Genomic DNA, 24,082 nt, shown 5'->3' with positions numbered 1-24,082 from the left:
CACAGGGAGAAAGACAGAAATTTACTCCTTATTCATCAATCTGAACAGGTGATTCTGACGCGGAAGCCCATCCCATTCGCTCGGCAACATCATCTGCAAGGGCTCGCATCCGTCGACCGATCTCCTTAATCACTTCGGGACGAGCTTCTGCCGCCATCATCGAAAGAGCAATACCAGCGCTAGGGCGGTGCGGCTGTTCATAGATTGCAGCGCCGATACAGAACATGCCTTCGCGCAACTGGCCGTCATCAAGGGAGTACCCCTTCTCTTTTACACCAGCCATCTCGACTTCGAGTGCTTTCAGCGAAGCGACACTCGCCGGTGTGGCGAGATCCGGCCAATGTTCCGGAAGATGGCGCGCCCGCTCCTCATCCGGCATTGCCGCGAGCATCGCTTTGCCTGTCGCCGTAAAGACTGCGGGAACACGCATGCCGATGCGGAACGTAATCCCGAGCGGCGCTGTCGAATTGCGGCAAGACAGATAGATGACATCCGGACCGTCCAGATGTGAAAGCGTCAGCGTATAGGCGCCAAGCCCCTCTGCCTGCGCGACCGCCTCATGAAACACCTCGACAATATCGCTACCCGCCAGAAAGACATTGGCCCAGCGCACCGACTGCGGCCCCATGGAAAAGCTGCCGTCATTATTGAATTTGAGAAGCTTCAGATGAACCAGTGTCTGGCAAAGCCCATGCACGCTGCTTTTGGGTAGCCCGGCCTGACGCGCAATATCGGACAGTTTCAGTGCCCCGCCCATGCCGTCACCGGCCTTGGTGATAAGATCAAGTATCTGTGCCGCGCGCATGACGGCGGGAACCAGCTTGAGGGAACCTGCCTCGTCAGTCATCGTTTCATTCCTATGCTTGCTCGCCATCTGCCCGACAGATCATCGGCTGACCGGTTGACTTTGGTCGGCATGATCTGTTTAATTCAGTATATCGAAGAGTGTTCAATATACTGAACAATCAATCAATGCAAGACTGGGACGGAACATCAGACATGATCACCTTGAAAGACCCTTCGCTGCTTCAATCGAAATGCCTGGTCGACGGTCGCTGGATCGACGCGGCTGACGGCAAGACGATCAATGTGACCAACCCGGCTGATGGCTCGGTAGTCGGCACTGTCCCGTCGCTGTCGGTGGACACGATCAAGAACGCCATCGACGCTTCCGCCAAGGCGCTTCCCGTCTGGGCCGCGAAGACCGCCAAGGAGCGCGCTGGCATTTTGCGCAAGTGGTTCGACCTTATTGTCGCCAATGCCGATGATATCGCACTGATCATGACGTCGGAACAGGGTAAGCCTCTGGCTGAAGCGCGCGGTGAAGTGCTCTATGCCGCGTCTTTCATTGAATGGTTCGCGGAAGAAGCCAAGCGCGTCTATGGCGACACCATCCCTGCCCCGCAGGTTGGTCAGCGTCTGACGGTCATCCGCCAGCCGGTCGGCGTCACCGCCGCAATCACACCATGGAACTTCCCCGCAGCCATGATCACCCGCAAGGCTGCACCGGCGCTGGCCGCGGGCTGCACGATGATCGTGCGCCCCGCCGATCTCACGCCGTTGACGGCGCTGGCGCTTGGCGTTCTGGCTGAAAAGGCTGGCATTCCTGCTGGTGTGTTGCAGATCGTGACCGGCAAGGCGCGCGATATCGGCGCTGAACTGACCAGCAACGATATTGTGCGCAAGCTCTCCTTTACCGGCTCGACCGAAGTTGGCCGCCTGCTGATGGCGCAGTGCGCACCGACGATCAAAAGAGTATCGCTGGAACTCGGCGGCAATGCGCCGTTCATCGTCTTTGACGATGCCGATCTCGACGCCGCTGTGGAAGGCGCGATGATTTCCAAATATCGCAATGCCGGTCAGACCTGCGTTTGCGCCAACCGCATTTATGTTCAGCGCGGCGTTTATGACAAGTTCGCCGAAAAGCTCGCTGAAAAGGTCAAGGCGCTGAAGGTTGGCAACGGCACGGAACCGGGTGTCGCCATCGGCCCGATGATCGAGGAAAAGGCGATCACCAAGGTGAAGGCCCATATTGAAGATGCTGTTTCGAAGGGCGCAAAGCTCATCACCGGCGGCAAGGAGCTGGGCGGCCTGTTCTTCGAACCGGGCGTTCTGACCGGCGTCACGTCGGACATGGCCGTCGCGCAGGAAGAAACATTCGGCCCGCTCGCGCCGCTCTTCGCCTTCGACACGGAAGAAGAAGTGCTGGCCATGGCCAATGATACGATCTTCGGTCTCGCCGCTTACTTCTATACAGAGAACTTCAGCCGTGCGATCCGTGTTGGCGAAGGCCTTGAATATGGCATGGTCGGCCACAATACCGGCCTGATCTCCAACGAGGTCGCTCCATTCGGCGGCGTCAAGCAATCGGGTCTCGGCCGCGAAGGCTCGAAATACGGCATCGAGGAATATCTCGAAACCAAATATATCTGCAGCGCCTACAAGCGCTGATTGTTGCCATGTAATGAATGAGACGGCGCGCATTGTTCGCGCCGTCTTTTTTATTTATAGACGGTGCAATCGCAACGACGGCTATCCGCCGCACATTATCCGGACAATCCATGCTGCGCCGCCTTTACGACTGGACGATCTCACTTGCCTCCCGAAAATCAGCCGAATGGTGGCTGGCCATCATCGCTTTCGTGGAAAGTTCGGTTTTCCTTGTTCCGGCAGACGTTCTGTTTCTGCCAATGGCGCTGGCCCGTCCGGAACGCGCCTGGCGCTATGCCTTTATCGCCACCGTTTCATCGGTGCTCGGCGGCATAGCGGGCTGGTATCTCGGCTATCATGCCTATGAACAAATCGCCAAGCCGGTGCTCGAAATGTATGGCAAGCTCGACACGTTCGAGCAGCTGCGCGGCACGACGAGCGCCGACGCAATTTTGCTGATGCTCATCACATCGGGCCTTGCCCATCTGCCGCCGATCAAGGTGGTGACGATCCTGTCGGGCGCGGCGGGCGTCAATATCTGGCTGTTCATCGCATCGGCAATCGTTGCACGCGGTGCGCGCTTCTTTTTTCTGGCCTGGCTGCTGCGCCGCTATGGCGAGCCGATCCGCCATTTCATCGAAAAGCGCCTTGGCCTGATCGCCAGCGCCGTTGCAGTCCTGCTCATAGCCCTGTTTTTTGCTGTGAAATATCTTCACGCCTGATCCGGCTGCCTCACGCCGGTCAAAATAAATTGCTTGGAAACAAGCCTCTATCTTAGTTTAGCTGCATATAAAGAGCTGCGTCAGGAAATTTCAGATGGCATTTGCACTCAATAATCCGGTTGGCAAGGTTCAGGCCTGGACCGCTGGCATCATGACGGTCGGTCTGGCCGCAACCGTCGGCACCGCCCTTGGCTTCGAGCACCTAGCGGGCTTCATGCCATGCAAGCTCTGCCTTGAAGAGCGCACACCTTATTATATTGGCGTCCCGGTTCTGGCTGCAGCCTGGCTTTCCTACGGATTGAAGTGGCCGCCGATCCTGACGCGCGGCCTGATCCTGATCGGTGCGCTTTTGATGACCTATGGTCTGGCGCTGGCCGCCTATCACACGGGCGTTGAGCTGAAATACTGGCCCGGCCCGACCGATTGCAGCGCGGCGACCATGAAGGTCACGCTGGATGCGGGCAATCTCTTAGGTGATCTCAACACGCATCCGCCTGCATGCGACAGCGCACCCGGCTTTTTCCTCGGTCTGTCCTTTGCCGGATGGAATGTTGTCGCAAGCCTGTTCTTTGCAGCCATCGGCTACTACGGCGCATTTGCGAAGAGTGGGAAGTAAGGGAAGATTCTGAGGGGGCTTAGGTCTTCTTTTTTCGCATAATGTTGTCGCAAGATTGCTACGCGGTTTTGCGCAACATGCGTCAAGGCTCCAGTTCGACATCCCAATATAGAAAATCGAGCCAGCTATCGTGCAGATGGTTGGGCGGGAAAAGACGACCATTATTGTGCAGATCCTGCACGGTCGGCATGACCGGCTTCTGGCGCGGCCACATATGCGCAGCGGCAGGCATGAGACCGCCCTTGCGCAAATTGCATGGTGAGCATGCGGCGACCACATTTTCCCACGTCGTCTCGCCGCCATGGCAACGCGGGGTAACGTGATCGAAGGTCAGGTCATGCGGAGAACCGCAATACTGGCACTCAAAACGATCACGCAGAAAGAGATTGAAGCGCGTAAATGCCGGATAGCGCGGCGGCTTCACATAATCCTTCAGGCAGATCACACTCGGAACACGCATGGAGAAAGACGGCGAGGAAACGATCTGATCGTATTCCGCGACGATATTCACGCGTTCGAGAAAGACCGCCTTGATCGCATCCTGCCATGACCAGAGCGATAAGGGATAATAACTGAGCGGACGATAATCCGCATTGAGGACCAGAGCGGGCAAGCCACTCGTCGAGACGGTCCGGGGTGAGACTGCAATGGTCAAGGACGCACCTCCTTCAGAGCAATTCCGAGAAAGGGCGAAACGACGACTTTCCAAGCGGAATTGCGCTCTTCATCGGAGCGCCGCGCGTCCATTGTGGGCGCAACAACGACGCTCCAAGACCGCGAAGGCGGAACTGCAATCAGCAGAAAATCAAGCTTCTGCGAATCGAAATACCGTCATCAGCTGATGCGGATAATGTAAGCCCGACGTGACAGGATTGTGAAGCGGAAACGCATTTATGCCACCGGAAACACGCAACATTTACAGAAGCATCTACAAAAGTGGGGTCGCCTCGCGCCCCTTGATCGCCGCGTAATAGGCCCAGAACAATCGCGCCGCAACGCCGCGCCAGGGTGCCCAATCTTCCGCCAGTAGCCGCAACGCTTTAGCGTCCGGACGCGTTTCATGTGCGAAGGCATGACCAACGGCTGCTTGCAGCGCCACATCACCCGCCGGAAACACATCCGGATGACCGGCTGCAAACAGCAGATAGACTTCCGCCGTCCACGGCCCGATGCCCTTTATCGCCGTGAGAGCAGCAATGGCTTCCTCCGCAGGCAGGTCACAAAGCCCGTGCAGATCAAGCCCGCCATCCACCAGCGTCTGCGAGACAGCCAGGAGCGTTCTTTGCTTGGGCCGCGACAGGCCGGCAAACCGCCATGCCTCCTCGCCGCCATCGATATAGGCCTGCGGCGTCAGCGGATCGATCGCCTGTTTCAACCGCGCCCAGATGGCCGCAGCGCTTGCAGTTGAAACCTGCTGCGCCACGATAATGGAAGCCAGACTTTCAAAGCCGGGTTGTGAGCGGCGCAGCGGCACGGCATGGGCGCGGCTGCGTATATCGGCCAGCCGCACATCGGCAAGCACCAGCGCTTCGAGGCCGGCCTCTATATCGTCCAATGTATCGATCCGATGCATGCTGTGGCCTTTCATTTCAATCACCGACAAAGTACCAATGTGCCTCAATGACAATCAATAAGAACCGGCAACTGCCACAATCATGACCAGACCCGTCTTTCGCTTCGCACCAAGCCCCAATGGCCAATTACACCTCGGCCATGCCTATTCAGCCCTTCTCAATGCACGCATGGCGAACGAAAACGACGGTCGCTTTCTGCTGCGCATGGAAGATATCGACACGGCGCGCTGCACGCCGGAGCTTGAACAGGGTATTTACGACGATCTGCACTGGCTTGGCCTTTCATGGGAAGAGCCCGTGCGCCGCCAGTCGGAACATTTTGGCGAATATCGCAATGCGCTGACAAAACTGGCCGACAAGGGCCTCGTCTATCCAGCCTTTCTCAGCCGTGGCGAAGTGCGCGAGCGGATCGGTGAAGCCCATGCCAAGGGCAAGGACTGGCCGTCCGATCCCGACGGGACGCCGCTTTATCCAAGCGGCGAGCGCAACCTCTCCGAAAAGGAGCGGCTGGAACGGATCGTCTCGGGCGTTGCCTATGCCTGGCGTCTTGATATGGAAAAAGCTCTGGCCGCTGCGGGCGGGCCATTGTTCTGGGAAGAAAGCGGCACCGGGCCGGATGGCGAAACGGGACGCATTGCCGCCGACCCCGCCAAATGGGGTGACGTGATCATTGCGCGCAAGGACACGCCGACCAGCTACCATCTTTCCGTGGTGGTGGACGATGCCCTGCAAGGCGTTACCCATGTCGTGCGCGGCAGCGATCTTTTCCACGCGACCGCCGTGCATCGTCTCCTGCAAAAGCTCCTCGACCTGCCGGAACCGCTTTATCACCACCACCATCTGGTGTTGGGTGATGACGGGCTGAAACTGTCGAAAAGCCGCAAGGATACCGCTCTTGCATCCCTGCGCGAACAGGGTTCCACCCCAAACGATATTCGCGACATGTTGAAACTGGAGCGGTGATTTTCGCCCCAGCGTCACAAATGATGTGCCCGCGCACCGATTGACGAAAGCGCGCCAAAGCGGTTCAAAGGCAACAGGATAGCTGGCGCTAAAAGCGCTGGCGAAAGTTGTGTTTATTCTGAAGGAGGCCAAGCCATGAGCAATTACGTCGAAATCGAAGGTTTGCGTGTTGCCCCGGAACTCGTGGAGTTTCTGGCCAAGGAGGCCGCTCCCGGCACCGGTGTAGATCCGGACACGTTCTGGAAAGGCTTTGCCGCCATCGTTCGCGATCTTGCCCCGAAGAACCGCGCGCTTCTGAAAAAGCGCGACGACATGCAGGCGAAGATAGACAGCTGGTACAAGGAAAACCGTGACAAGGGCTATAGCCAGGCGGATTACCAGCAGTTCCTCAAGGATATCGGTTACCTTCTGCCGGAAGGCGGCGAATTCACCGTTTCGACCGCCAATGTCGATCCGGAAATCACCCATATTGCCGGTCCACAGCTCGTCGTGCCGGTCATGAACGCACGCTATGCGCTCAACGCCGCCAATGCGCGTTGGGGTTCGCTTTATGATGCGCTTTACGGCACCGATGCGATTTCCGATGCCGATGGCGCGGAAAAGGGCAAAGGCTACAATCCGAAGCGCGGCGAAAAGGTTATCGCCTGGGCGAAGAACTTCCTCGATGAAAGCGCCCCGCTTGCCTCCGGCAAATGGGCGGAAGTCGCTGGCCTTTCCATCAAGGATGGCAAGCTCGACATCAAGCGCACCGATGACTCCGTCACGGCTCTCAAAGACCCAAGCCAGTTCAAGGGCTATAATGGCGATGACGCCAGCCCGACCAATGTGCTGCTGGCCAAGAACAACATGCATGTCGATATCGTCGTCAATGCCGACCACCCGATCGGCAAGACCGATCCGGCGCATATTGCCGACATGGTTCTGGAATCGGCCGTCAGCACGATTCAGGATTGTGAAGATTCGATTGCCGCCGTCGATGCCGAAGACAAGGTTGCGGTCTATCGCAACTGGCTCGGCCTGATGAACGGCAAGCTGGAAGACACGTTCGAAAAGAATGGCAAGCAGATGACGCGCCGCCTCAATGGCGACCGCAGCTATCACGGGGCTGACGGTTCCGACCTGACGCTCAAAGGCCGCTCGCTGATGCTGGTTCGCAATGTCGGCCACCTGATGACCAATCCGGCCATTCTCGATGTCGACGGCAATGAAGTACCGGAAGGCATCATGGATGCGGCCTTCACCAGCCTGATCGCCCTGCACGATATCGGCCCCAATGGCCGTCACATGAATTCGCGCGAAGGCTCGGTCTATATCGTCAAGCCGAAGATGCACGGCCCGGAAGAAGTGGCTTTCGCCAATGAAATCTTCACCCGGACCGAAGAACTGCTCGGCATGCAGCCCAACACGCTCAAGATGGGCGTGATGGACGAGGAACGCCGCACGACCATCAATCTCAAGGAAGCCATTCGCGCCGCCAAGGATCGCGTTGTGTTCATCAATACCGGCTTCCTCGACCGCACCGGCGACGAGATCCATACCTCGATGGAAGCTGGTCCGATGATCCGCAAGGGCGACATGAAGCAGGCCGCGTGGATCGGGGCTTATGAGCAGTGGAATGTCGATATCGGTCTCGAATGCGGCCTTTCCGGCCACGCGCAGATCGGCAAGGGCATGTGGGCCATGCCTGACCTGATGGCGGCAATGCTGGAACAGAAGATCGCCCATCCGAAGGCTGGTGCAAACACCGCATGGGTGCCATCGCCAACCGCTGCAACGCTGCACGCCACCCACTATCATCAGGTGGACGTCGCCGCCGTTCAAGCAAAGCTCAAGAGCCGCCCGCGCGCCAAGCTCGACGATATTCTGTCGGTGCCGGTCGCCAGCCGTCCGAACTGGACGCCGGAAGATATCCAGAAGGAAATCGACAACAACGCGCAAGGGATTCTGGGCTATGTCGTGCGCTGGGTTGATCAGGGCGTCGGCTGCTCGAAGGTGCCGGACATCAACAATGTCGGCCTGATGGAAGACCGTGCGACGCTGCGCATTTCCGCACAGCACCTCGCCAACTGGCTCTACCATGGCGTTGTCACGGAAGCGCAGGTCATGGAAACCATGAAGCGCATGGCCGCTGTCGTCGACAAGCAGAATGAAGGCGATGCGCTCTATCGCCCGATGGCTGCCAACTTCGACAAGTCCATCGCCTTTCAGGCTGCCTGCGACCTCGTCTTTAAGGGTCGCGAACAGCCGAACGGTTATACCGAGCCGGTCCTGCATCGCCGCCGGCTGGAGCTGAAGGCACAGGGCTAGAGCTTAACTCCTCAAACCGTGATCGGTTTGTAGCGCAGACGTCCCCTTCCCTCATCCTGAGGAGCCGTTGATAACGGCGTCTCGAAGGACGAGGGAAAATAAACCAAGCGCCCGCCCTCGCCCTTCGACACGGTGCTTCGCACCGGCTCAGGATGAGGGGGAGAGGTCACTGCCAGAACTTCAAGTGTTTATCATGCAGAGAGCGTGACAGCGGCGGGAGAAATCCCGCCGTTTTCGTATTCGAAATCGCTTGACTCCATTATAATAGATATTATTTCTAACATAATGGAAAACGCAATCGAACAACTCGACAACGCCATTGGCGAGAACCTGCGCCGTCTGCGTCTGGCGCAAGGCATGACGCTGGATGCGCTGGGCGATGCTTCCGGTGTGAGCCGCGCCATGATCTCGCGGATCGAGCGCGGCGAGACAAGCCCGACTGCCCAGCTTCTGGCGCGCATTTGCGCCGCCCTTGGCACGTCGCTTTCAGCCTTTTTCGGTGATGCGGAAGCTCCGCCCTCGCCCTACCTTCCGCATGATCGCCAGCCCGTGTGGCGCGATCCGGACACCGGCTATGTGCGCCGGTCTGTTTCTCCCCCCGGCACCGGCTCGAATGTCGACATGATCGAGATCGAGTTTCCGGCAGGCGGCAAGGTCACTTTCGCACCCCAGACCGCCAATGCCGGTATCACACAGCATATGTGGCTCTTTGCCGGTGAAATGGAAATGACCGTCGGAGACACGCATTACAGCCTCAAGCCCGGCGACTGCCTTTATATGCCCATCATGGCGGGCATCACCTTTCACAATCCGGGCTCGACGCTTGCACGCTACGCCATCGTGCTAGAACGCCGCGGCAGCCTTTGAAAGACCGACCAATGATTCACGTTCTCAATGCGGAAGAAGCGAAGCGAGCCATCCCCGCGCTCGCCGAAATCCTGGCGGATTGCGTCATGGGTGGCGCATCGGTCGGGTTCATGGCCCCGTGCGAACCGCAGGATTTTACGCCTTACTGGACCCGTATCGCCCGCGAAGCCGAGAACGGCGATACGTTGCTCATCGTTGCTGAACATGAAGGCGAGATCGTCGGCACGGTTCAGCTTGGTCTCGCACAAATGCCCAATCAGCCGCATCGCGCTGACCTGAAAAAGCTGCTCGTCCACCGCAAGGCGCGCGGCCTCGGCCTTGCCCGCAAACTGCTGGAACAGGCTGAACTGCAAGCTCGCAGCCGAGGCAAAACACTCATCTGCCTCGACACCGTCACCGGCAGTCCTGCCGAAGCGATCTATACGCATCTTGACTGGCAGCCTGTCGGCATCATTCCGAATTACGCGCTTTTCCCCGATGGTAGCCCATGCGCCACCACGATCTTTTACAAAGGCATCTGAAATGACCCTCTCCATCCGCCATGCGACGGCAGCCGACCTCCCGACGCTCCTCGCCATCTATAATGATGCGGTCGAAAACACGCTTGCCATCTGGAACGAAACACTGGTTGATCTGGAAAATCGGCGGCTATGGCTCGAAGGCCGCAATCGCGACGGATTCCCGGTGCTGGTGGCCGAGCGCGATGGCCAGGTTGTCGGCTATGCCAGCTATGGTCCGTTCCGCCCCTTTGAAGGCTTCCGCCATTCGTCCGAGCTGTCGGTCTATGTAGCAAGTGATGCGCGCGGTGGCGGTATCGGTCGCGCCTTGCTGGCCGAACTGGTGGAAGAAGCGCGCCGCCGCAAGGTGCATGTGCTGGTGGCTGGCATTGAAGCAGGCAATGCGGCGTCCATCGCGCTGCACAGATCGCAAGGTTTTGAGGATTGCGGTACCTTGAAACAAGTCGGCCAGAAATTCGGCCGCTGGCTCGATCTGACCTTCATGCAGAAGATTCTCTGATCTATTCAATATAGAACGATAGAAAACGCAGCGGGTTATTGCCCTGCTGCGTTCTTTTTGTTTATACAAGCGCATTCGCAAGGACCCGGTGAAAGCCCGGGTGGCTCTTCTGGCCGCCTATCCGCCAGACAACGCAACAACATCCCCCATTTTTATAATCGGCCATGTTGAATCGGACGGCTCTCAACGCCCGTCTTCTATTTGCGGAAAATTCAATGACACGTCTTGCTGCCTACCGCCGCGAGTGGTTCTCCAATATTCGCGGCGATATACTCTCCGGCATCGTCGTAGCACTAGCCCTTATTCCGGAAGCCATTGGCTTTTCGGTCATCGCCGGGGTCGATCCGAAGATCGGCCTTTTCGCTTCCTTCGCCATTGCCTGCGTCTCCGCCTTTACCGGCGGTCGCCCCGGCATGATTTCAGCCGCCACCGCTGCAACCGCCGTGGTGATGGTCTCACTCGTCAAGGAATACGGGCTGCAATATCTCTTTGCCGCCACGATCCTGATGGGCTTCCTGCAAATCCTTGCGGGTTTCCTGAAACTCGGACGCCTGATGCGCTTCGTATCGCGGTCGGTCATCACCGGCTTCGTCAATGCGCTGGCGATCCTCATTTTCATGGCGCAGCTGCCGGAACTGATCCACGTGCCGGTCCAGACCTATTGGATGATCGCGGGTGGCCTTGCCATCATCTATCTGTTCCCTCGCCTGACCAAGGCGATCCCCTCGCCACTGGTTGCCATTGCTGTTCTCACCGCACTGGCCTGGTGGAGCGGGATGGATCTTCGCACCGTGGGCGATCTCGGCGAATTGCCATCCGCATTGCCGGTTTTCGCCCTGCCGCAAGTGCCGCTGACGCTCGAAACCTTGCAGATCATTCTGCCCTATTCGATCACGCTCGCAGCGGTCGGACTGCTCGAATCGCTGATGACCGCCCAGATCGTCGACGACATGACCGACACGACCAGCAATAAGAGCCAGGAATGCATCGGTCAGGGCACGAGCAATATCGCCTCGGCGCTGATTGGCGGCATGGGCGGCTGCGCGATGATCGGACAATCGGTGATCAATGTTTCGTCCGGTGGACGCGGCAGGCTTTCGACCTTTGTAGCGGGCGCTTTCCTGCTGTTCCTGATTCTCGTTCTCGACGATCTCGTGCGCATCATTCCGATGGCGGCACTGGTAGCCGTGATGATCATGGTATCCATCGGCACATTCTCGTGGCGGTCGATCCTCGATCTGCGCCGCAACCCGCCATCCTCGTCCTTCGTTATGCTGGCAACGGTTGTGACCGTCGTTTCGACGCATGATCTGGCGAAAGGTGTTCTGGTCGGCGTGCTGCTTTCCGGCGTGTTCTTCGCGGGCAAGGTCGCAAAGATGTTCCGCGTCACCGAGGCCGAAAACAGCGACGGCAGCGAACGCATCTATACTGTTCAAGGCCAGATTTTCTTCGCTTCGGCGCAGAATTTCATCGCCGCGTTCGATTTCTCCAAGCCTGCCAAGAAGGTCACCATCGATGTCAGCCATGCGCATCTGTGGGATATCACCTCGGTCGGTGCACTGGACAAGGTTGTCCTGAAATATCGCGCCAGCGGCACCGATGTGTCGGTGATCGGCTTTAACGAAGCCAGCGCCGACATGGTGGACCGCTTTGCTGTCCACGACAAGGAACTGGGTACCGCCAAACTGGCGACGCACTAAACATAAAAAGAAAGGGCCGCAACAGCGGCCCTTTCTTTAGCTCCCATGCGGTACGGCGTCTCCGACCGGCAAATCCTCAAGGCCAATGGCGCCTTCCACCCGATCGCTGCGGGCCATCAGATAAAGCCCCAATCCGCAAGTCAGCACCGCGATGAACACCAGATACCAGGCATGCGCCATTGGGTTGACCGCCAGAAACGATGTTACGACCACGGGCGTCAGGCCGCCGAACACCGCATAGGAAACGTTATAGGAGAAGGACAGGCCCGAGAACCGAACCGGAGCCGGGAAGGCGCGCACCATGACATAGGGCACAGCGCCAACCATGCCAACGGAAAGCCCCATGACCGCATATAGCGCAAACAGCACCGGCAGCGACGTACCTGCAAAGCTGTAGAAAACGAAGGTGGCGACGCCGAAGAACACACCGGCCACCGCAAAGAAGCGTCCGCTGCCGATGCGATCGACAATCGATCCGGCAGCCACCGTGCCAAACATCAGGAAAAGCGTGCCGAAGCTGGTGGCAGCAAGCGATTGCAATGGGCTATAGCCGTAAAGCTTTTGCAGGAAGGTCGCGGTCATCAGCGTGGTCACGACGATACCGGCTGACAGAATCCACGTCAAAAGCACGGAAATAATGACGCCATGCATATGTTCGCGCAGCACCGTCTTGAGCGGCAGCTTGTCCTTGAGCAGATGGCTGTTCTTCATTTCGGTAAAGATCGGCGTTTCCGCCAACCAGCGCCGCAGATAAACCGCGAGCAAGCCAAAAATACCGCCGATGAAGAACGGAATGCGCCATGCGTAACCGGCAAGTTCCTCCGGGGTGAAAATCCAGTTGATGGCTGTTGCGATCAGCGAGCCGATCATGATGCCGAGCGTCAGGCCGGAACAGAGGAAGCCACAGGCCATGCCAACCCGATTGGCAGGCACATGCTCCGCCACAAAGGTCCACGCGCCGGGAACTTCGCCGCCAATGGCCGCGCCCTGCAACATGCGAAAAACGATCAGCAGGATCGGCGCGCCGACGCCCAGCGTCGCATAAGTCGGCAGGCAGGCCATGGCCAATGTCGAGATCGACATCAGAAACACCGAAAAGGCGAAAACCCGCTTGCGACCGAACTTGTCGCCGAAATGCGCCAGCACGATACCGCCGACCGGGCGCACCAGATAGCCAGCTGCGAAAATGCCGAAAGTCTGGATCATGACCAGCCAATCCGGCATGTCCGGCGGAAAAAACAGATGGCCGATCACACTGGCGAAAAATACGAAGATGATGAAATCATAAAACTCCAGCGCGCCGCCGAGGGCCGAAAGGCCAAGGGTGCGGAAATCCTGCCCATTGAGCGGACGGGGGCTATTGCCTTGCGCGTGTGTGTTCATCGATGCCATCGATCCTGTTCTTTCTGGCTTTTTCGTCTTGCCGTTGCTTGCAAACCCCCGTTTTACGGGGCCGAAATGTAATGCGCCAAACAGGACTGCATCGCAAGACTTGACTTTCAGCATGCTGATTATAAATTTAGAATAATTCTAAACTGATGGATTTGATTATGCTGAGTCGATTTTTCCGCAATGGTCGCCGCCCGTTCGATTCGCTTTCCGAACAGGAAGTACTGGCGCTTGCCATCTCGTCTGAAGAGGACGATGCGCGCATCTATCTCGCCTATGCCGATGGCCTGCGCGAAGAATTCCCGCAATCGGCCAAGATTTTCGAACAGATGGCGGAAGAAGAGCACGGGCACCGCGATGCGCTGATCGAACGGCACCGGGCGCGGTTTGGCGACCATATTCCGCTCATTCGCCGCGAACATGTCAGCGGCTATTACGACCGCAAGCCCGACTGGCTGGTGCGACCGCTCGGTATCGACAAGGTGCGCGACGCGGCGTCTGAAATGGAAGATCAGGCCTATCGTTTCTATGTCGAGGCGGCAAAGCACGTCACCGATGCGGGCACGCGCAAGCTTCTGGGCGATCTGGCGCTTCAGGAAAAGCAGCACGAGGTCAAAGCCGAATCGCTGGAACATGAACTGACACCCGAAAGCGTGCAGGACGAGGAACGCGCGCTTGAGCGCAAGCAGTTCATCCTCACCTATGTTCAGCCCGGCCTTGCGGGCCTGATGGACGGTTCGGTCTCGACCCTTGCGCCGATCTTCGCTGCCGCCTTTGCCACGCAGGATACCTGGCAGACGTTCCTCGTCGGCCTGTCAGCCTCGGTTGGTGCGGGTATTTCGATGGGCTTCACCGAAGCCATTCATGATGATGGCAAGCTGTCCGGCCGCGGATCGCCGATCAAGCGCGGCCTGTCCTGCGGTATCATGACGGCACTCGGCGGCCTCGGCCACGCATTGCCCTATCTGATCACAGATTTCTGGACGGCTACGTCTCTAGCGGTCGTTATCGTGTTCTTTGAACTCTGGGCCATCGCCTTCATCCAGAACCGTTTCATGGAAACGCCATTTTTCCGCTCGGTCCTGCAAGTTGTGCTGGGCGGCGCATTGGTTCTGGCAGCGGGTATTCTGATCGGCAACGCCTAGAGCGGTTCCAGTTAAAGCGGAATCGTGGAACCGCTCTATCTATTTGTTTCTACGCATTGTCCTACACAAAACCGCTACGCACTTTTGCTGGAAATGCTTTAGACCGTCGCAACACCTTGCGGGGGCGACATGGCCCCCTCAAAACCGTCAATGGCAATGCGGCCCTGCCGGGAGACAGTGACAAAACTGTTTGCCGGCACAGCCATCCAGTTGGCAGCTTCGCCATCCAGCGGCTCCGACACCACACAAATGCCGGACGACGCGCCAAGCGTCGCGGTATAAAGCGTGGGTGCAAAGGCGTCGGTGGCATAGCGGATTGCATAAAGCTGATTGCCGTCTGAAAAAGCCGCGGTCAGCCGCAGAAATGGCGGCACATCGGCCTTCCCGGCCTCGTCCACAATCGTGGCGACCATGCGCTTCATCGCCTGAACCGGATCGCTGTCGAGGCCGAATTCCAGCATCAGCAGAAAGATCAGTTCGGAATCGGTTGCGCCGTGCTTCTGCGCATAGACATGATCGCTCAGATGCGCTTCCAGCCTGCGGCGCAGCCGGTCGAAATTGCCGATCTGCCCGTTATGCATGAAGCTCCAGCGCCCGGAAACAAAGGGGTGGCAATTGGAGCGGCTGGTCAGCCCGCCTGTCGAGGCGCGCACATGCGCAAGAAAAAGGCGCGACCGGATTTGTCGCGCCAGGCTACCTAGGTTCTGATCGGACCAGGCGGGCAGAATATCCCGATACAGTCCAGGCTCGGTGCGATGCCCATACCAGGCGACACCGAAACCGTCGCCATTGGTGCGTGTTTTGGCTTCATGCGCATCGTGGCTCTGCGCCACGAGCGAATGACAGGGAGACGAAATAATGTCTTCCAGATAGGTCTCAGGTCCGAGATAGGCTGCCCAACGGCACATGTGCGATCCGATGCTTAAAAGCCAGTCTTAACGACCTCTGTTATGCGTCCGCTCATAGAGCTGACGAACAATGGTGCTTGCAGTCTTTTCGAACAAAAATGGCAAAAATGCATGGATCAAAGCAGCAAATGCTGCTCCGAACAGCTTGAATGAAAACCGCGATGCAAAAGCCATATGCTCGAAATAGGTCTCATCGACCGATGAGGGATGGTTGGTGAAAATGCGGGTAATACGCGTGGTCATTGCAAATGCTCCCGTTTGATTGAGAAATTCTTTCTCTTTTGCCCAGCGCTAAAGCGCCCTTCTGGAAAATCATTTTAGCAAGAATGAGAAAGATGAAATCTCAAAATATTCTTGAAATCCGCAAATAATTGGGACAATCATCCCACTATGATCGCTTCACTGGACGAGATAGACCGCAAAATATTGGGAGAACTGCAGATTGACGGCACGCTGTCTGTTGATTCTCTGTCGGAACGCGTCAACCTTTCGCGCAATGCCTGCTGGCGACGGGTGAAGCGCATGGAGGAAGAGGGCATCATCAAAGCGCGTGTCGCGCTGGTGGATGCCGAGATGGTGGGCTGCGGCCTGTCCGTTTTCATTCTGGTGCGCACATCCAGCCACGATCCGCAATGGCTGTCGAAGTTCCGCAACGCCACGGCGCGTTTTCCGGAAATCGTCGGCGTCTATCGCATGACCGGCGATCTGGATTACGTGCTGAAGGCGCGTGTCGCGGACGTGAAGGCCTATGACCGGCTTTACCAGCAGCTGATCGCCAGCGTTCCGCTGTCGGATGTTTCAGCGTCCTTCGTAATGGAGGAAATCAAGGAAACCACCGCCGTTCCGCTCGATATGCGCTAAAACCGTTGCTTCTCCCGTCAGCATGCCTACATGGCAAAATGCGCGCATTCTCGTTGACAGCGCATTGACGGAAGGAACCCTCATGAAAAGATTTGACGGAAAGCGGGTGCTCGTCACGGGCGGAACGAGCGGCATGGGGCTGGCTGGCGCCCGCCGCATCATTGCTGAAGGCGGCACGACCGTCATCACGGGACTGAATGACGAACGCCTCGCATCGGTCGCACAAGAACTGGGCGACAAGGCGCAGGTGTTGAAAAACGACGCTGCCGATCCGGCCTCGGCAGAAGCGCTGGCTGCAGCCATTCGCTCGAAGGGCGGACTGGACGGCTTGTGGCTGAATGCAGCCTTCGCAACCATCGGCGCTCCGGAACAGATCACGGTAGCCGCCTTCGATGAAATGATGGCTGCCAATGTGCGAGGGCCAGTGCTCCAGCTTGCAAGCCTGTCCGATCTTCTCAATCCCGGTTGTTCGGTGGTTCTGACCTCCTCCAGCTCCACATATGAAGGCGCTGCGGCGACGAGCCTTTATGCGGCCACCAAGGGTGCGGTTGTCGCCATGGCGCGATCCTGGGCTTCGGCGCTGGCCCCGCGCGGCATCCGGGTCAATGTTCTGGTGCCCGGCCCCATCGAAACCAACTTCCGGCATTTTCTGCCCGAGGAAGCCCGCACCGGTTTCGAGCGTTTCGTGCTGGATCAGGTGCCGCTCGGTCGCGCTGGCACCGCCGACGAGGCAGCCGCAGTGGCGCTGTTTTTGCTTTCCAACGACGCATCTTATGTGACGGGCAGTCAATATGCTGTGGATGGCGGCCTCATCATGCACTGACGGGGAGCACTCCATCCAGTAAAAACATGATCCTGTGCCGTACTATCATTGCAAAACGCCAAATAGGCGGTACACCTTTGATCTGTTTTCACGTATGAGCGTCGCCAATTTGAATCCCCGCAGGAAAGGCTCCCTCATGACCGCAGCATCCGCTCAAGCACCAACGCTCGGCATCATTCGCCTCGAACATGCGAATGGCCTTGATCTCCCCGCCTATGAAACCTCCGGTTCCGCAGGCATGGACTTGCGCGCGGCCGTTGCCGAAGACCGGCAGATCGTGCTGTTGCCCGGACGCCGGACGCTGGTGCCGACCGGCCTGATCTTCGAAATCCCGGAAGGCTATGAAGTGCAGATTCGCCCGCGCTCCGGCCTCGCCTTCAAAAACGGCATCACCTGCCTCAACACGCCGGGAACCATCGATTCCGATTATCGCGGCGAAGTGAAGGTCCTGCTGGTCAATCTGGGTGACGACGATTTCCGTATCGAACGTGGCATGCGCATCGCACAGGCGGTCTTTGCGCCGGTCGTGCAGCCAAAAATCGAGGAACGCGCCGAAGTGACCGAGACCGCACGCGGCGCTGGCGGCTTCGGCTCGACCGGCACGGCCTGATCGAGTGCGCAAAGACGATTGAAAAAGCCGGGTGAAATGCCCGGCTTTTTTGTCTGGAGTTTACTGTGTCAGCGCCGCCTGTTGGCAGATCACACCGGTAACCTGCACATCAGCTTCACCCAGCTTGACACCAAGGAGATCGAGTAGACCGAATAGAATACTATCAATGAGTCCAGACACCGGACTTAGAACTAGTCCTAGCAAATTCACTGCTTTGCCAAGCGGCAACGTGAAAAGTCCACTTATCAGCTTCACGTCGAGATCCATGCCTGCCATCAATGACGTCGTCAAAGATGAGACAACATTGTTCGAATAAGCGGTCTTCACCGTATGCTTATCTATATCGCTATAACTGAAACTGAGATTTGTTGCCTTATTATTGCCAAGAGATATATCCGCACGCGCAACTATATCAATCAGTGAGGGCAATCCTAATATTTCAAGAACGGAAACTTTGGCGATCCTCACTGCACTGACTGTCGGCTTAGCTTTAAACCCAAAAAAGTCATTCTCATTCAAACTTCCCAAGTAAACGTTGGCAAGACCTGGTATTGTTGCCACAGTGACTTGTGCACTTTTTGGGCCGGCCGGACAGCTTATGCTCTTTAACTGCCCTTCCGCGGAAGCGATATCGATATAGATTGGCAGTTCAACGCTTCCTATGGAGAGAATTCCATCGGCAGCCGATTTCAAAAGAGTGATGTACAGCTTAAGCCTGATTTGAGCAGTACGAACAAAAGACCCTTCAGCACCCACAGTGAAAAACGGAGTCTTTTGTGCTGGCTCTCCGATATAAAGCTTGAACGAAACCGTTATCAGTCCGAGCAAATTGATGGGCGCAGTGATCTCCGCTTGATGTTTCCCACCAAGCATCACGCTCGCCGAAATCATCTGCAAGACATTGGCCGTGATGCTGTAATTGCCAGCAGAGCCTATGCTGGCATTCGCCAGAGAACCAAGCCCCAACAGCTTACCCACAGGCAATTTGGCTGAAAGGGCGGCTGCATTTTTGCCCAAAACGTTTAGTGCTGCCTTAGCTGTGGCGTTGTTAGTCACGACATCAGCCATCACCTTTGCCAAAACGCCGACCGAGACGTCAGTGTTCAACAACTGATCATATGTCCCAGCGGTCAAGCCGACTTGCGGTGCAAGTTTGTCGAGAAAGCCCAGCAAGTTGATATCGGTGGCAGCAAGAGCGTTGTAGTCAACCAAACTCAGGTTCAGCGTTGTTCCCAGCAAGCCGCCCAATAGTCCATTGAGTACACTTTGATCCGTGTTCAGACTGGCCAGTCGCGAGCCGATGGAAAAGGCCGCTTCCGCATGCGACGCGGCCATGCCGCTCGCACTCACCGCAGGACGATCCATCAGCGCCTGACCAAAATAGAGGTTGCCGGGCTTTGCCAGCATCACCCGCACGGCATCGGGGTTCGTGCCGCCCGCCACGAAGCGCGACCCCACAGCCACCAATTTATCAGCGGTGTAATTGCCGGTCTCCACCCAGACACGTGTGAGATTGTCCGTCTTGCCCTTGACCACAGACGGGTCATACGTCCCCGTCATCATGACAGGATTGAGCCCATTGGCCAGCAATTGCTTTTTGACGGCATCACTGGCGGTTCCAATCGCGCTCGCACCGCTGATCGCGGCCAGATCGGCCATGTTCTGCAATTGTCGCCGCTCCAGATAGAGCGAGCTTGAATCGATGGTGAGCGCGGCAATTGCCAGAAATATCGGCGTGACAAGGGCCGCCATAGTGGCCAGATTGCCGTTGCGCGCCTGAAGAAAACGTAAGGCCCCCGCCCACATATCATGTTCCCCCGAGCCGGATTGTCGAAGCACGCGTGATCGTTTTGCCGGGTAACGGCAATCCGGTCATGAGATTCCAGATCGGCAGATTGGCCGCGTTATAGCTGATCGTAACCGTGAACTGGCTTGGATCCGACGCCGCATTGTCAATCGTGGTCTGTATCTGCGCCGGATTGATCAGCGAATATTTGGCCGCGTTTTTCTGGATGTAAGTCGCAGCCAGCGTCTGCCGCTCCGTCGCGTCGATCCCCGCAAGCGCCGTACGTGTTGCGTCCGCAGCAAGTTGCTGCACCGCGTTTGCCGCCCCCAGATAGATGCCGAAGGCGATGACGCCCATCAGCAGCAACAGAAAAACCGGTGCCAATATCGCAAACTCTACTGCCGCAGTTCCCGCTTTATTGCGGGAAAAAAGAACAGTCGTTTTTAAACTATCAGGAAGCCGTATTTTTCTTTTCAATAAGGGGAAAATAATCGTTCTAACTGTGCCCCCGCAGTCCATATGCCCTCCCGTCCAAGAGCAGATAAACTTAGTTGTATATACATGACGAATGAACGCGCTTCATGCACGCGCAATCAACTGTTCACCAGAAGAAATGCGTTCGATTTTATTATCGTAATTACTCATGATATCGCCGTCTACATCATATCAACATAAAATAATTTAATAAAAGCTAAATAGATAGAAGCAGAGAAACCTTATTCAACTCAAGGTAAATTATAACTACAGGTTGCATAAGAAAATAACTAAATAAGCGACAACCCTTGTCTTCCGGCTTCTGCTCCAAACGTCTCCCGCTTCCCGTTGCTGAGCGGGCGCAACGCCGACAATGGCTGGTTGCATGACAAATATTTAAGGTGAAATCTTGAGTGCGAAAGTTTAGATACCGCGAAGCAACAATTTGTTGGGAGGAACATTCGCGCGCACCAGTGATCAAGCGCTGCGGCTTTCATCCCTCAAGGGCGTTTTCAGGGACAAACGAGTGACTTCCCGCGTGGGTGGGGATTCAGAAATTCAGGGGGTTATCGTTGCGCACATCTTCCGCTTCATCCGGTTCTGGCCAGAAGGCTGCATCGCCGCAAAAGCGCGCATCCGTCAGGCGTCGCCGCTGGTGGCTGTGGCTGCCTGCTGCGGCAATTGCCGCAGGTGCTGGCTGGTATTTCTACGATGCACGGGCCGCCGTGAACGAAAAGGGCAGCTACCTCGCTGAAACGGTTACGCGTGGCGATATCGAGAACGCCATCACCGCCGTCGGCACACTCAGTGCCCTGCGCAGCATCAATGTCGGCGCACAGGTCTCGGGCCAGCTCAAAGCCGTGAAGGTGGAAATCGGCGATCAGGTCAAGGAAGGCCAGTTTATCGCCGAAATCGATCCCTCACCTTTCGAAAAGAAAGTCGAGATTGCCAGCGCGCAGCTCGACAATCTGAAAGCCCAGCTTCTCAGCAAGGAAGCCCAGCTCACGCTGAAAAAGCTCAGTGCGGCGCGGCAAAAATCCCTGCTTGCCACCCAGGGCGTGTCCCAATCGACAGTCGATCAGGCCGAAGCAGACCTTTCCATAGCCGATGCCGATGTGAAGGCGCTTGGCGCGCAGATTCGCCAGCAGCAGTCGCAATTGGCAAGCGACACGGTTGATCTCGGCTATACCAAGATCAACAGCCCCATGGAGGGCACGGTCGTCGACCAGTCCGCCAAGGAAGGCGAGACTCTGAACGCATCGCAGACAGCCCCAACCGTTGTGACGGTTGCCGACCTCAAGGTCATGACGGTTGAAGCACAGGTGTCCGAAGCCGATATTTCCAAGCTCAAGCCCGGTATGGAGGTTTATTTCACCCTGCTCGGCCAGCCGGAAAAGCGGTTCGCAGGCAAGCTGCGCCAGATCAAGCCGACACCCGCCACCGAAAACAATGTCGTGCTTTATTATGCACTGTTCGATGTGCCGAATCCGACCGGCGAACTCATGATCAACATGAGCGCGCAGGTCTATTTCGTGATCGATTCGGCCAAGGATGTGCTGCTCGTTCCCACCTCCGCGCTCAGCTTCAAGCGCCGCGATCCATCCGGCAGCCCGGAAGGCCAGCAAGCCGAACGCCCGCAGGGGCAGCGCAAGGGACCAGGCAACGGCGACCGCCCACGTGACGGTCAGCATCGCGGAAAGCCGCAAATCACCGTCAAGGTTGTCGACGCCAGCGGCACACTCACCGAGCGCACAGTTGAAATCGGCGTGCGGAACCGTGTGCAGGCCGAAGTGAAAAGCGGCTTGGAAGAAGGCGACAAGGTCGTCGTCACCAGCGCTTCCAGTGGCGGACCTGCCGGAAGTTCAAACGCGCGTGGCGGTCGTCGCCCCGGCGGCATGTCCTTCTTCTGATGGCTGCGCCCATGCAAGACGCGCCCCTCATCCGGCTTGAAAGCATCAGCAAGACCTATCACAACGGCGACCTCGCCGTTGAGGTCCTGCACGGTATCAGCCTCGACATCCATGCAGGCGAATTCGTCGCCATCATGGGTGCATCGGGTTCAGGTAAATCCACCCTCATGAATATTCTGGGCTGCCTCGACAGCCCAACCGGCGGGCAATATCTCCTCGACGGCGAGGATGTCTCGACACTCGATGCCGATGCACTGGCTGCCCTGCGCCGCCGCACATTCGGCTTCGTCTTCCAGAGCTATAATCTGATCTCGACATCAACCGCGCAGGAAAATGTCGAGGTTCCGGCGATCTATGCCGGAATGCCCGCTGCCGAACGTCATGAGCGCGCAGCCGAATTGTTGAACTCGCTGAAGCTCGGTGATCGTATCGACCACCGCCCCAACCAGCTGTCGGGCGGCCAGCAACAGCGCGTTTCCATCGCGCGCGCCTTGATGAATGGCGGGCGTATTATTCTCGCAGATGAACCGACAGGCGCGCTCGACAGCCAGAGCGGCGAGGATGTGATGGAACTGCTGCGCTCCATGCATCAGCAGGGCCACACCATTATCGTCATCACTCATGCCCGCGAAGTGGCGGAGCGCGCAGACCGGCTGATCGAGATCAAGGACGGCGAAATCCTTTCCGATACGACCAAGCGCGATATTCCCGACCGGCAGGCTCCGCAGCGTTTACAGCAGGCGGGCGACGGACATGCGGCGCGCATTGCCGATATTTCCGAAGCCGTGAAAATGGCCATGCGTGCCTTGCGGGCCAATATTTTCCGCACGGTGCTGACGCTTCTCGGCATCATCATCGGCGTCAGTTCGGTGGTGACGATGCTGGCCATCGGCACCGGCGCGCAAAACTCGATTCTCGACCGCATCAATGCCATGGGCACCGATCTGGTGCTCGTGCGCCCCTCCATGCCGGGCTTTCGCGGGGGCAGTATCGCAACGCTCGTGCCTGCCGATGCGGATGCGATTCTCGAACTGCCCAACATCAAATCGGCAGTGCCGGAAGTGACAGGCACGGTCACGCTCAGACGCGGCAATGTCGACTATCAGTCACAGGCCAACGGCACGGTCCCGGCTTTCTCGGAGGCCAAATCCTGGAAGCTCGCGACGGGCGATTTCATCACCCAGAACGATATGACGTCCTATGCGCCGGTCGCCGTTCTCGGAGCCACAGTGGTCAAGACGCTGTTTCCGGATGGCAGCAACCCGATCGGGCAACATATTCTGATCCAGAAAATCCCGTTCCAGGTCATCGGCACGCTGGAGCCGAAAGGTGCGGGCTTCGGTGGCACTGATCAGGACGATGTGGTTGTCGTTCCGCTTTCGACCGGCAATCTGCGGCTGTTCGGCCAGAAATATGTGCGCACCATCACCGTGCAGGTGAAGGATTCGGATCTGATCAACACAACGCAGGAACAGATTCAGGAATTGCTCGACCAGCGCCATAAGCAGCGTGACACGATGATCACCAACATGTCGTCGGTGCGTGACGATGCGGCGGCCATGGGCAGCACCATGACGCTGTTTCTCGGATCAGTCGCCGCCATCTCGCTTCTGGTCGGCGGCATTGGCGTGATGAACATCATGCTGGTCAGCGTGACGGAGCGCACCCGCGAAATCGGCGTGCGCATGGCGACCGGCGCGCGGCGGCGCGATATCCTCCTGCAATTCATCACGGAAGCGCTCACCGTCTCGGCCATTGGCGGCGCTTTCGGCGTGGTCATCGGCCTTGGAGCTGCTGCCATTGCCGGTTGGGCAGGCCTTTCGGTCGGTTACAGCATCGGCCCGGTTCTGCTGGCTTTCGCCTGCGCCTTCGCTACCGGCCTGGTCTTCGGCTTTCTACCGGCTCGCAAGGCATCGCGCCTGCTTCCAGCCGTGGCGCTATCGTCGGAATAGGCCAAAACAAAAGCCGGTCTGGAGAGAA

Annotated in this window: 23 protein-coding genes and 1 other annotated feature; of the genes, 15 read left to right on the top strand and 8 right to left on the bottom strand. The window is 57.5% G+C overall.

Features of this window, described 5'->3' with window-relative positions; all coding sequences use genetic code 11:
* Window positions 1–28: 28 nt before the first annotated feature.
* On the bottom strand, window positions 29–847 hold the full coding sequence (locus ACTJKP_RS06995; RefSeq protein WP_440630127.1) for an IclR family transcriptional regulator: 819 nt from the start codon (window positions 845–847) through the stop codon (window positions 29–31).
* A gap of 152 nt (window positions 848–999) precedes the next feature.
* On the opposite strand from ACTJKP_RS06995, the gene ACTJKP_RS06990 reads away from it, so the two are divergent.
* The 3 genes from ACTJKP_RS06990 (at window position 1,000) to ACTJKP_RS06980 (ending at window position 3,768) form a co-directional block, all read left to right on the top strand.
* Window positions 1,000–2,451: an NAD-dependent succinate-semialdehyde dehydrogenase gene (locus tag ACTJKP_RS06990; protein ID WP_078339431.1), complete on the top strand. Its 1,452-nt coding sequence runs from the start codon at window positions 1,000–1,002 to the stop codon at window positions 2,449–2,451.
* A 110-nt stretch (window positions 2,452–2,561) separates the two neighbouring features.
* The gene (locus ACTJKP_RS06985; protein ID WP_440630126.1) at window positions 2,562–3,152 is read left to right on the top strand and encodes a YqaA family protein; all 591 of its coding nucleotides are present in this window, start codon (window positions 2,562–2,564) and stop codon (window positions 3,150–3,152) included.
* A gap of 94 nt (window positions 3,153–3,246) precedes the next feature.
* The gene (locus ACTJKP_RS06980; protein ID WP_078339433.1) at window positions 3,247–3,768 is read left to right on the top strand and encodes a disulfide bond formation protein B; all 522 of its coding nucleotides are present in this window, start codon (window positions 3,247–3,249) and stop codon (window positions 3,766–3,768) included.
* A gap of 82 nt (window positions 3,769–3,850) precedes the next feature.
* On the opposite strand, the gene ACTJKP_RS06975 is transcribed toward ACTJKP_RS06980, so the two are convergent.
* Both ACTJKP_RS06975 and ACTJKP_RS06970 read right to left on the bottom strand, forming a co-directional pair.
* Window positions 3,851–4,423 carry an HNH endonuclease gene (locus tag ACTJKP_RS06975; protein WP_078339434.1) on the bottom strand — a complete coding sequence of 191 codons (573 nt, stop codon included), beginning with the start codon at window positions 4,421–4,423 and terminating at the stop codon, window positions 3,851–3,853.
* Between the two features lie 273 nt (window positions 4,424–4,696).
* The gene (locus ACTJKP_RS06970) at window positions 4,697–5,341 is read right to left on the bottom strand and encodes a DNA-3-methyladenine glycosylase family protein (RefSeq protein WP_440630144.1); all 645 of its coding nucleotides are present in this window, start codon (window positions 5,339–5,341) and stop codon (window positions 4,697–4,699) included.
* 82 nt (window positions 5,342–5,423) lie between these two features.
* Between ACTJKP_RS06970 and gluQRS the strand changes: the two genes are divergently transcribed.
* The 6 genes from gluQRS (at window position 5,424) to ACTJKP_RS06940 (ending at window position 12,196) form a co-directional block, all read left to right on the top strand.
* Window positions 5,424–6,305: a tRNA glutamyl-Q(34) synthetase GluQRS gene (gene gluQRS / locus ACTJKP_RS06965; protein ID WP_440630125.1), complete on the top strand. Its 882-nt coding sequence runs from the start codon at window positions 5,424–5,426 to the stop codon at window positions 6,303–6,305.
* Window positions 6,306–6,440: 135 nt separating this feature from the next.
* Window positions 6,441–8,612 (top strand): malate synthase G, encoded by a 2,172-nt coding sequence (locus ACTJKP_RS06960; protein ID WP_440630124.1) that lies wholly within the window; start codon window positions 6,441–6,443, stop codon window positions 8,610–8,612.
* A 285-nt stretch (window positions 8,613–8,897) separates the two neighbouring features.
* Entirely contained in the window at window positions 8,898–9,479 is a 582-nt protein-coding gene (locus tag ACTJKP_RS06955) for a helix-turn-helix domain-containing protein (RefSeq protein WP_440630123.1), read from the top strand.
* Between the two features lie 11 nt (window positions 9,480–9,490).
* The gene (locus ACTJKP_RS06950) at window positions 9,491–10,000 is read left to right on the top strand and encodes a GNAT family N-acetyltransferase (RefSeq protein WP_440630122.1); all 510 of its coding nucleotides are present in this window, start codon (window positions 9,491–9,493) and stop codon (window positions 9,998–10,000) included.
* A gap of 1 nt (window position 10,001) precedes the next feature.
* Window positions 10,002–10,496: an N-acetyltransferase family protein gene (locus ACTJKP_RS06945; RefSeq protein WP_440630121.1), complete on the top strand. Its 495-nt coding sequence runs from the start codon at window positions 10,002–10,004 to the stop codon at window positions 10,494–10,496.
* Between the two features lie 78 nt (window positions 10,497–10,574).
* Window positions 10,575–10,630 (top strand) — a sequence feature (sul1 is cis-regulatory element that is thought to sense ions involved in sulfur or methionine metabolism; They are found in Alphaproteobacteria).
* Between the two features lie 81 nt (window positions 10,631–10,711).
* Entirely contained in the window at window positions 10,712–12,196 is a 1,485-nt protein-coding gene (locus tag ACTJKP_RS06940; protein WP_440630120.1) for a SulP family inorganic anion transporter, read from the top strand.
* 36 nt (window positions 12,197–12,232) lie between these two features.
* On the opposite strand, the gene ACTJKP_RS06935 is transcribed toward ACTJKP_RS06940, so the two are convergent.
* On the bottom strand, window positions 12,233–13,588 hold the full coding sequence (locus ACTJKP_RS06935; protein ID WP_440630119.1) for an MFS transporter: 1,356 nt from the start codon (window positions 13,586–13,588) through the stop codon (window positions 12,233–12,235).
* Window positions 13,589–13,746: 158 nt separating this feature from the next.
* On the opposite strand from ACTJKP_RS06935, the gene mbfA reads away from it, so the two are divergent.
* Window positions 13,747–14,730 (top strand): iron exporter MbfA, encoded by a 984-nt coding sequence (gene mbfA, locus ACTJKP_RS06930; protein WP_440630118.1) that lies wholly within the window; start codon window positions 13,747–13,749, stop codon window positions 14,728–14,730.
* Window positions 14,731–14,828: 98 nt separating this feature from the next.
* On the opposite strand, the gene ACTJKP_RS06925 is transcribed toward mbfA, so the two are convergent.
* Both ACTJKP_RS06925 and ACTJKP_RS06920 read right to left on the bottom strand, forming a co-directional pair.
* On the bottom strand, window positions 14,829–15,638 hold the full coding sequence (locus tag ACTJKP_RS06925) for a class II glutamine amidotransferase (protein ID WP_440630117.1): 810 nt from the start codon (window positions 15,636–15,638) through the stop codon (window positions 14,829–14,831).
* Window positions 15,639–15,665: 27 nt separating this feature from the next.
* Entirely contained in the window at window positions 15,666–15,881 is a 216-nt protein-coding gene (locus tag ACTJKP_RS06920; RefSeq protein WP_440630116.1) for a DUF6356 family protein, read from the bottom strand.
* A gap of 147 nt (window positions 15,882–16,028) precedes the next feature.
* Between ACTJKP_RS06920 and ACTJKP_RS06915 the strand changes: the two genes are divergently transcribed.
* The 3 genes from ACTJKP_RS06915 to dut all read left to right on the top strand — a co-directional run bounded on the left by ACTJKP_RS06915 (window position 16,029) and on the right by dut (window position 17,932).
* Window positions 16,029–16,499, top strand: a complete 471-nt coding sequence (locus tag ACTJKP_RS06915; protein ID WP_138787344.1) for an Lrp/AsnC family transcriptional regulator — start codon at window positions 16,029–16,031, stop codon at window positions 16,497–16,499.
* Between the two features lie 82 nt (window positions 16,500–16,581).
* The gene (locus ACTJKP_RS06910; RefSeq protein ID WP_440630115.1) at window positions 16,582–17,322 is read left to right on the top strand and encodes an SDR family oxidoreductase; all 741 of its coding nucleotides are present in this window, start codon (window positions 16,582–16,584) and stop codon (window positions 17,320–17,322) included.
* A 136-nt stretch (window positions 17,323–17,458) separates the two neighbouring features.
* Window positions 17,459–17,932: a dUTP diphosphatase gene (gene dut / locus ACTJKP_RS06905; RefSeq protein ID WP_078339446.1), complete on the top strand. Its 474-nt coding sequence runs from the start codon at window positions 17,459–17,461 to the stop codon at window positions 17,930–17,932.
* Window positions 17,933–17,992: 60 nt separating this feature from the next.
* On the opposite strand, the gene ACTJKP_RS06900 is transcribed toward dut, so the two are convergent.
* Together ACTJKP_RS06900 and ACTJKP_RS06895 are read right to left on the bottom strand one after the other, a co-directional pair.
* A complete protein-coding gene (locus ACTJKP_RS06900) occupies window positions 17,993–19,738 on the bottom strand; it encodes a pilus assembly protein TadG-related protein (protein ID WP_440630114.1) in 1,746 nt (581 codons plus the stop codon).
* A gap of 1 nt (window position 19,739) precedes the next feature.
* Window positions 19,740–20,237 (bottom strand): TadE/TadG family type IV pilus assembly protein, encoded by a 498-nt coding sequence (locus ACTJKP_RS06895; protein WP_440630113.1) that lies wholly within the window; start codon window positions 20,235–20,237, stop codon window positions 19,740–19,742.
* Window positions 20,238–20,764: 527 nt separating this feature from the next.
* Here ACTJKP_RS06895 and ACTJKP_RS06890 point away from each other — a divergent pair.
* Together ACTJKP_RS06890 and ACTJKP_RS06885 are read left to right on the top strand one after the other, a co-directional pair.
* A complete protein-coding gene (locus ACTJKP_RS06890) occupies window positions 20,765–22,102 on the top strand; it encodes an efflux RND transporter periplasmic adaptor subunit (RefSeq protein ID WP_440630112.1) in 1,338 nt (445 codons plus the stop codon).
* Window positions 22,103–22,113: 11 nt separating this feature from the next.
* Window positions 22,114–24,054 carry a MacB family efflux pump subunit gene (locus ACTJKP_RS06885; RefSeq protein WP_440630111.1) on the top strand — a complete coding sequence of 647 codons (1,941 nt, stop codon included), beginning with the start codon at window positions 22,114–22,116 and terminating at the stop codon, window positions 24,052–24,054.
* Window positions 24,055–24,082 lie beyond the last annotated feature (28 nt).

This window comes from Brucella sp. 22210, assembly GCF_052045675.1.
In the GTDB taxonomy this organism is placed as follows: domain Bacteria; phylum Pseudomonadota; class Alphaproteobacteria; order Rhizobiales; family Rhizobiaceae; genus Brucella.
This window is presented reverse-complemented; position numbering and strand designations above follow the sequence as displayed.

Excerpts from the sequence above, each read along its gene's own strand:
- ACTJKP_RS06995 (WP_440630127.1), bottom strand. The coding sequence starts at position 847 with ATGACTGACGAGGCAGGTTCCCTCAAGCTGGTTCCCGCCGTCATGCGC.
- ACTJKP_RS06990 (WP_078339431.1), top strand. The coding sequence starts at position 1,000 with ATGATCACCTTGAAAGACCCTTCGCTGCTTCAATCGAAATGCCTGGTC.
- ACTJKP_RS06985 (WP_440630126.1), top strand. The coding sequence starts at position 2,562 with ATGCTGCGCCGCCTTTACGACTGGACGATCTCACTTGCCTCCCGAAAA.
- ACTJKP_RS06980 (WP_078339433.1), top strand. The coding sequence starts at position 3,247 with ATGGCATTTGCACTCAATAATCCGGTTGGCAAGGTTCAGGCCTGGACC.
- ACTJKP_RS06970 (WP_440630144.1), bottom strand. The coding sequence starts at position 5,341 with ATGCATCGGATCGATACATTGGACGATATAGAGGCCGGCCTCGAAGCG.
- gluQRS (WP_440630125.1), top strand. The coding sequence starts at position 5,424 with ATGACCAGACCCGTCTTTCGCTTCGCACCAAGCCCCAATGGCCAATTA.
- ACTJKP_RS06960 (WP_440630124.1), top strand. The coding sequence starts at position 6,441 with ATGAGCAATTACGTCGAAATCGAAGGTTTGCGTGTTGCCCCGGAACTC.
- ACTJKP_RS06955 (WP_440630123.1), top strand. The coding sequence starts at position 8,898 with ATGGAAAACGCAATCGAACAACTCGACAACGCCATTGGCGAGAACCTG.
- ACTJKP_RS06950 (WP_440630122.1), top strand. The coding sequence starts at position 9,491 with ATGATTCACGTTCTCAATGCGGAAGAAGCGAAGCGAGCCATCCCCGCG.
- ACTJKP_RS06945 (WP_440630121.1), top strand. The coding sequence starts at position 10,002 with ATGACCCTCTCCATCCGCCATGCGACGGCAGCCGACCTCCCGACGCTC.
- ACTJKP_RS06940 (WP_440630120.1), top strand. The coding sequence starts at position 10,712 with ATGACACGTCTTGCTGCCTACCGCCGCGAGTGGTTCTCCAATATTCGC.
- ACTJKP_RS06935 (WP_440630119.1), bottom strand. The coding sequence starts at position 13,588 with ATGGCATCGATGAACACACACGCGCAAGGCAATAGCCCCCGTCCGCTC.
- mbfA (WP_440630118.1), top strand. The coding sequence starts at position 13,747 with ATGCTGAGTCGATTTTTCCGCAATGGTCGCCGCCCGTTCGATTCGCTT.
- ACTJKP_RS06925 (WP_440630117.1), bottom strand. The coding sequence starts at position 15,638 with ATGTGCCGTTGGGCAGCCTATCTCGGACCTGAGACCTATCTGGAAGAC.
- ACTJKP_RS06920 (WP_440630116.1), bottom strand. The coding sequence starts at position 15,881 with ATGACCACGCGTATTACCCGCATTTTCACCAACCATCCCTCATCGGTC.
- ACTJKP_RS06915 (WP_138787344.1), top strand. The coding sequence starts at position 16,029 with ATGATCGCTTCACTGGACGAGATAGACCGCAAAATATTGGGAGAACTG.
- ACTJKP_RS06910 (WP_440630115.1), top strand. The coding sequence starts at position 16,582 with ATGAAAAGATTTGACGGAAAGCGGGTGCTCGTCACGGGCGGAACGAGC.
- dut (WP_078339446.1), top strand. The coding sequence starts at position 17,459 with ATGACCGCAGCATCCGCTCAAGCACCAACGCTCGGCATCATTCGCCTC.
- ACTJKP_RS06900 (WP_440630114.1), bottom strand. The coding sequence starts at position 19,738 with ATGTGGGCGGGGGCCTTACGTTTTCTTCAGGCGCGCAACGGCAATCTG.
- ACTJKP_RS06895 (WP_440630113.1), bottom strand. The coding sequence starts at position 20,237 with ATGGACTGCGGGGGCACAGTTAGAACGATTATTTTCCCCTTATTGAAA.
- ACTJKP_RS06885 (WP_440630111.1), top strand. The coding sequence starts at position 22,114 with ATGCAAGACGCGCCCCTCATCCGGCTTGAAAGCATCAGCAAGACCTAT.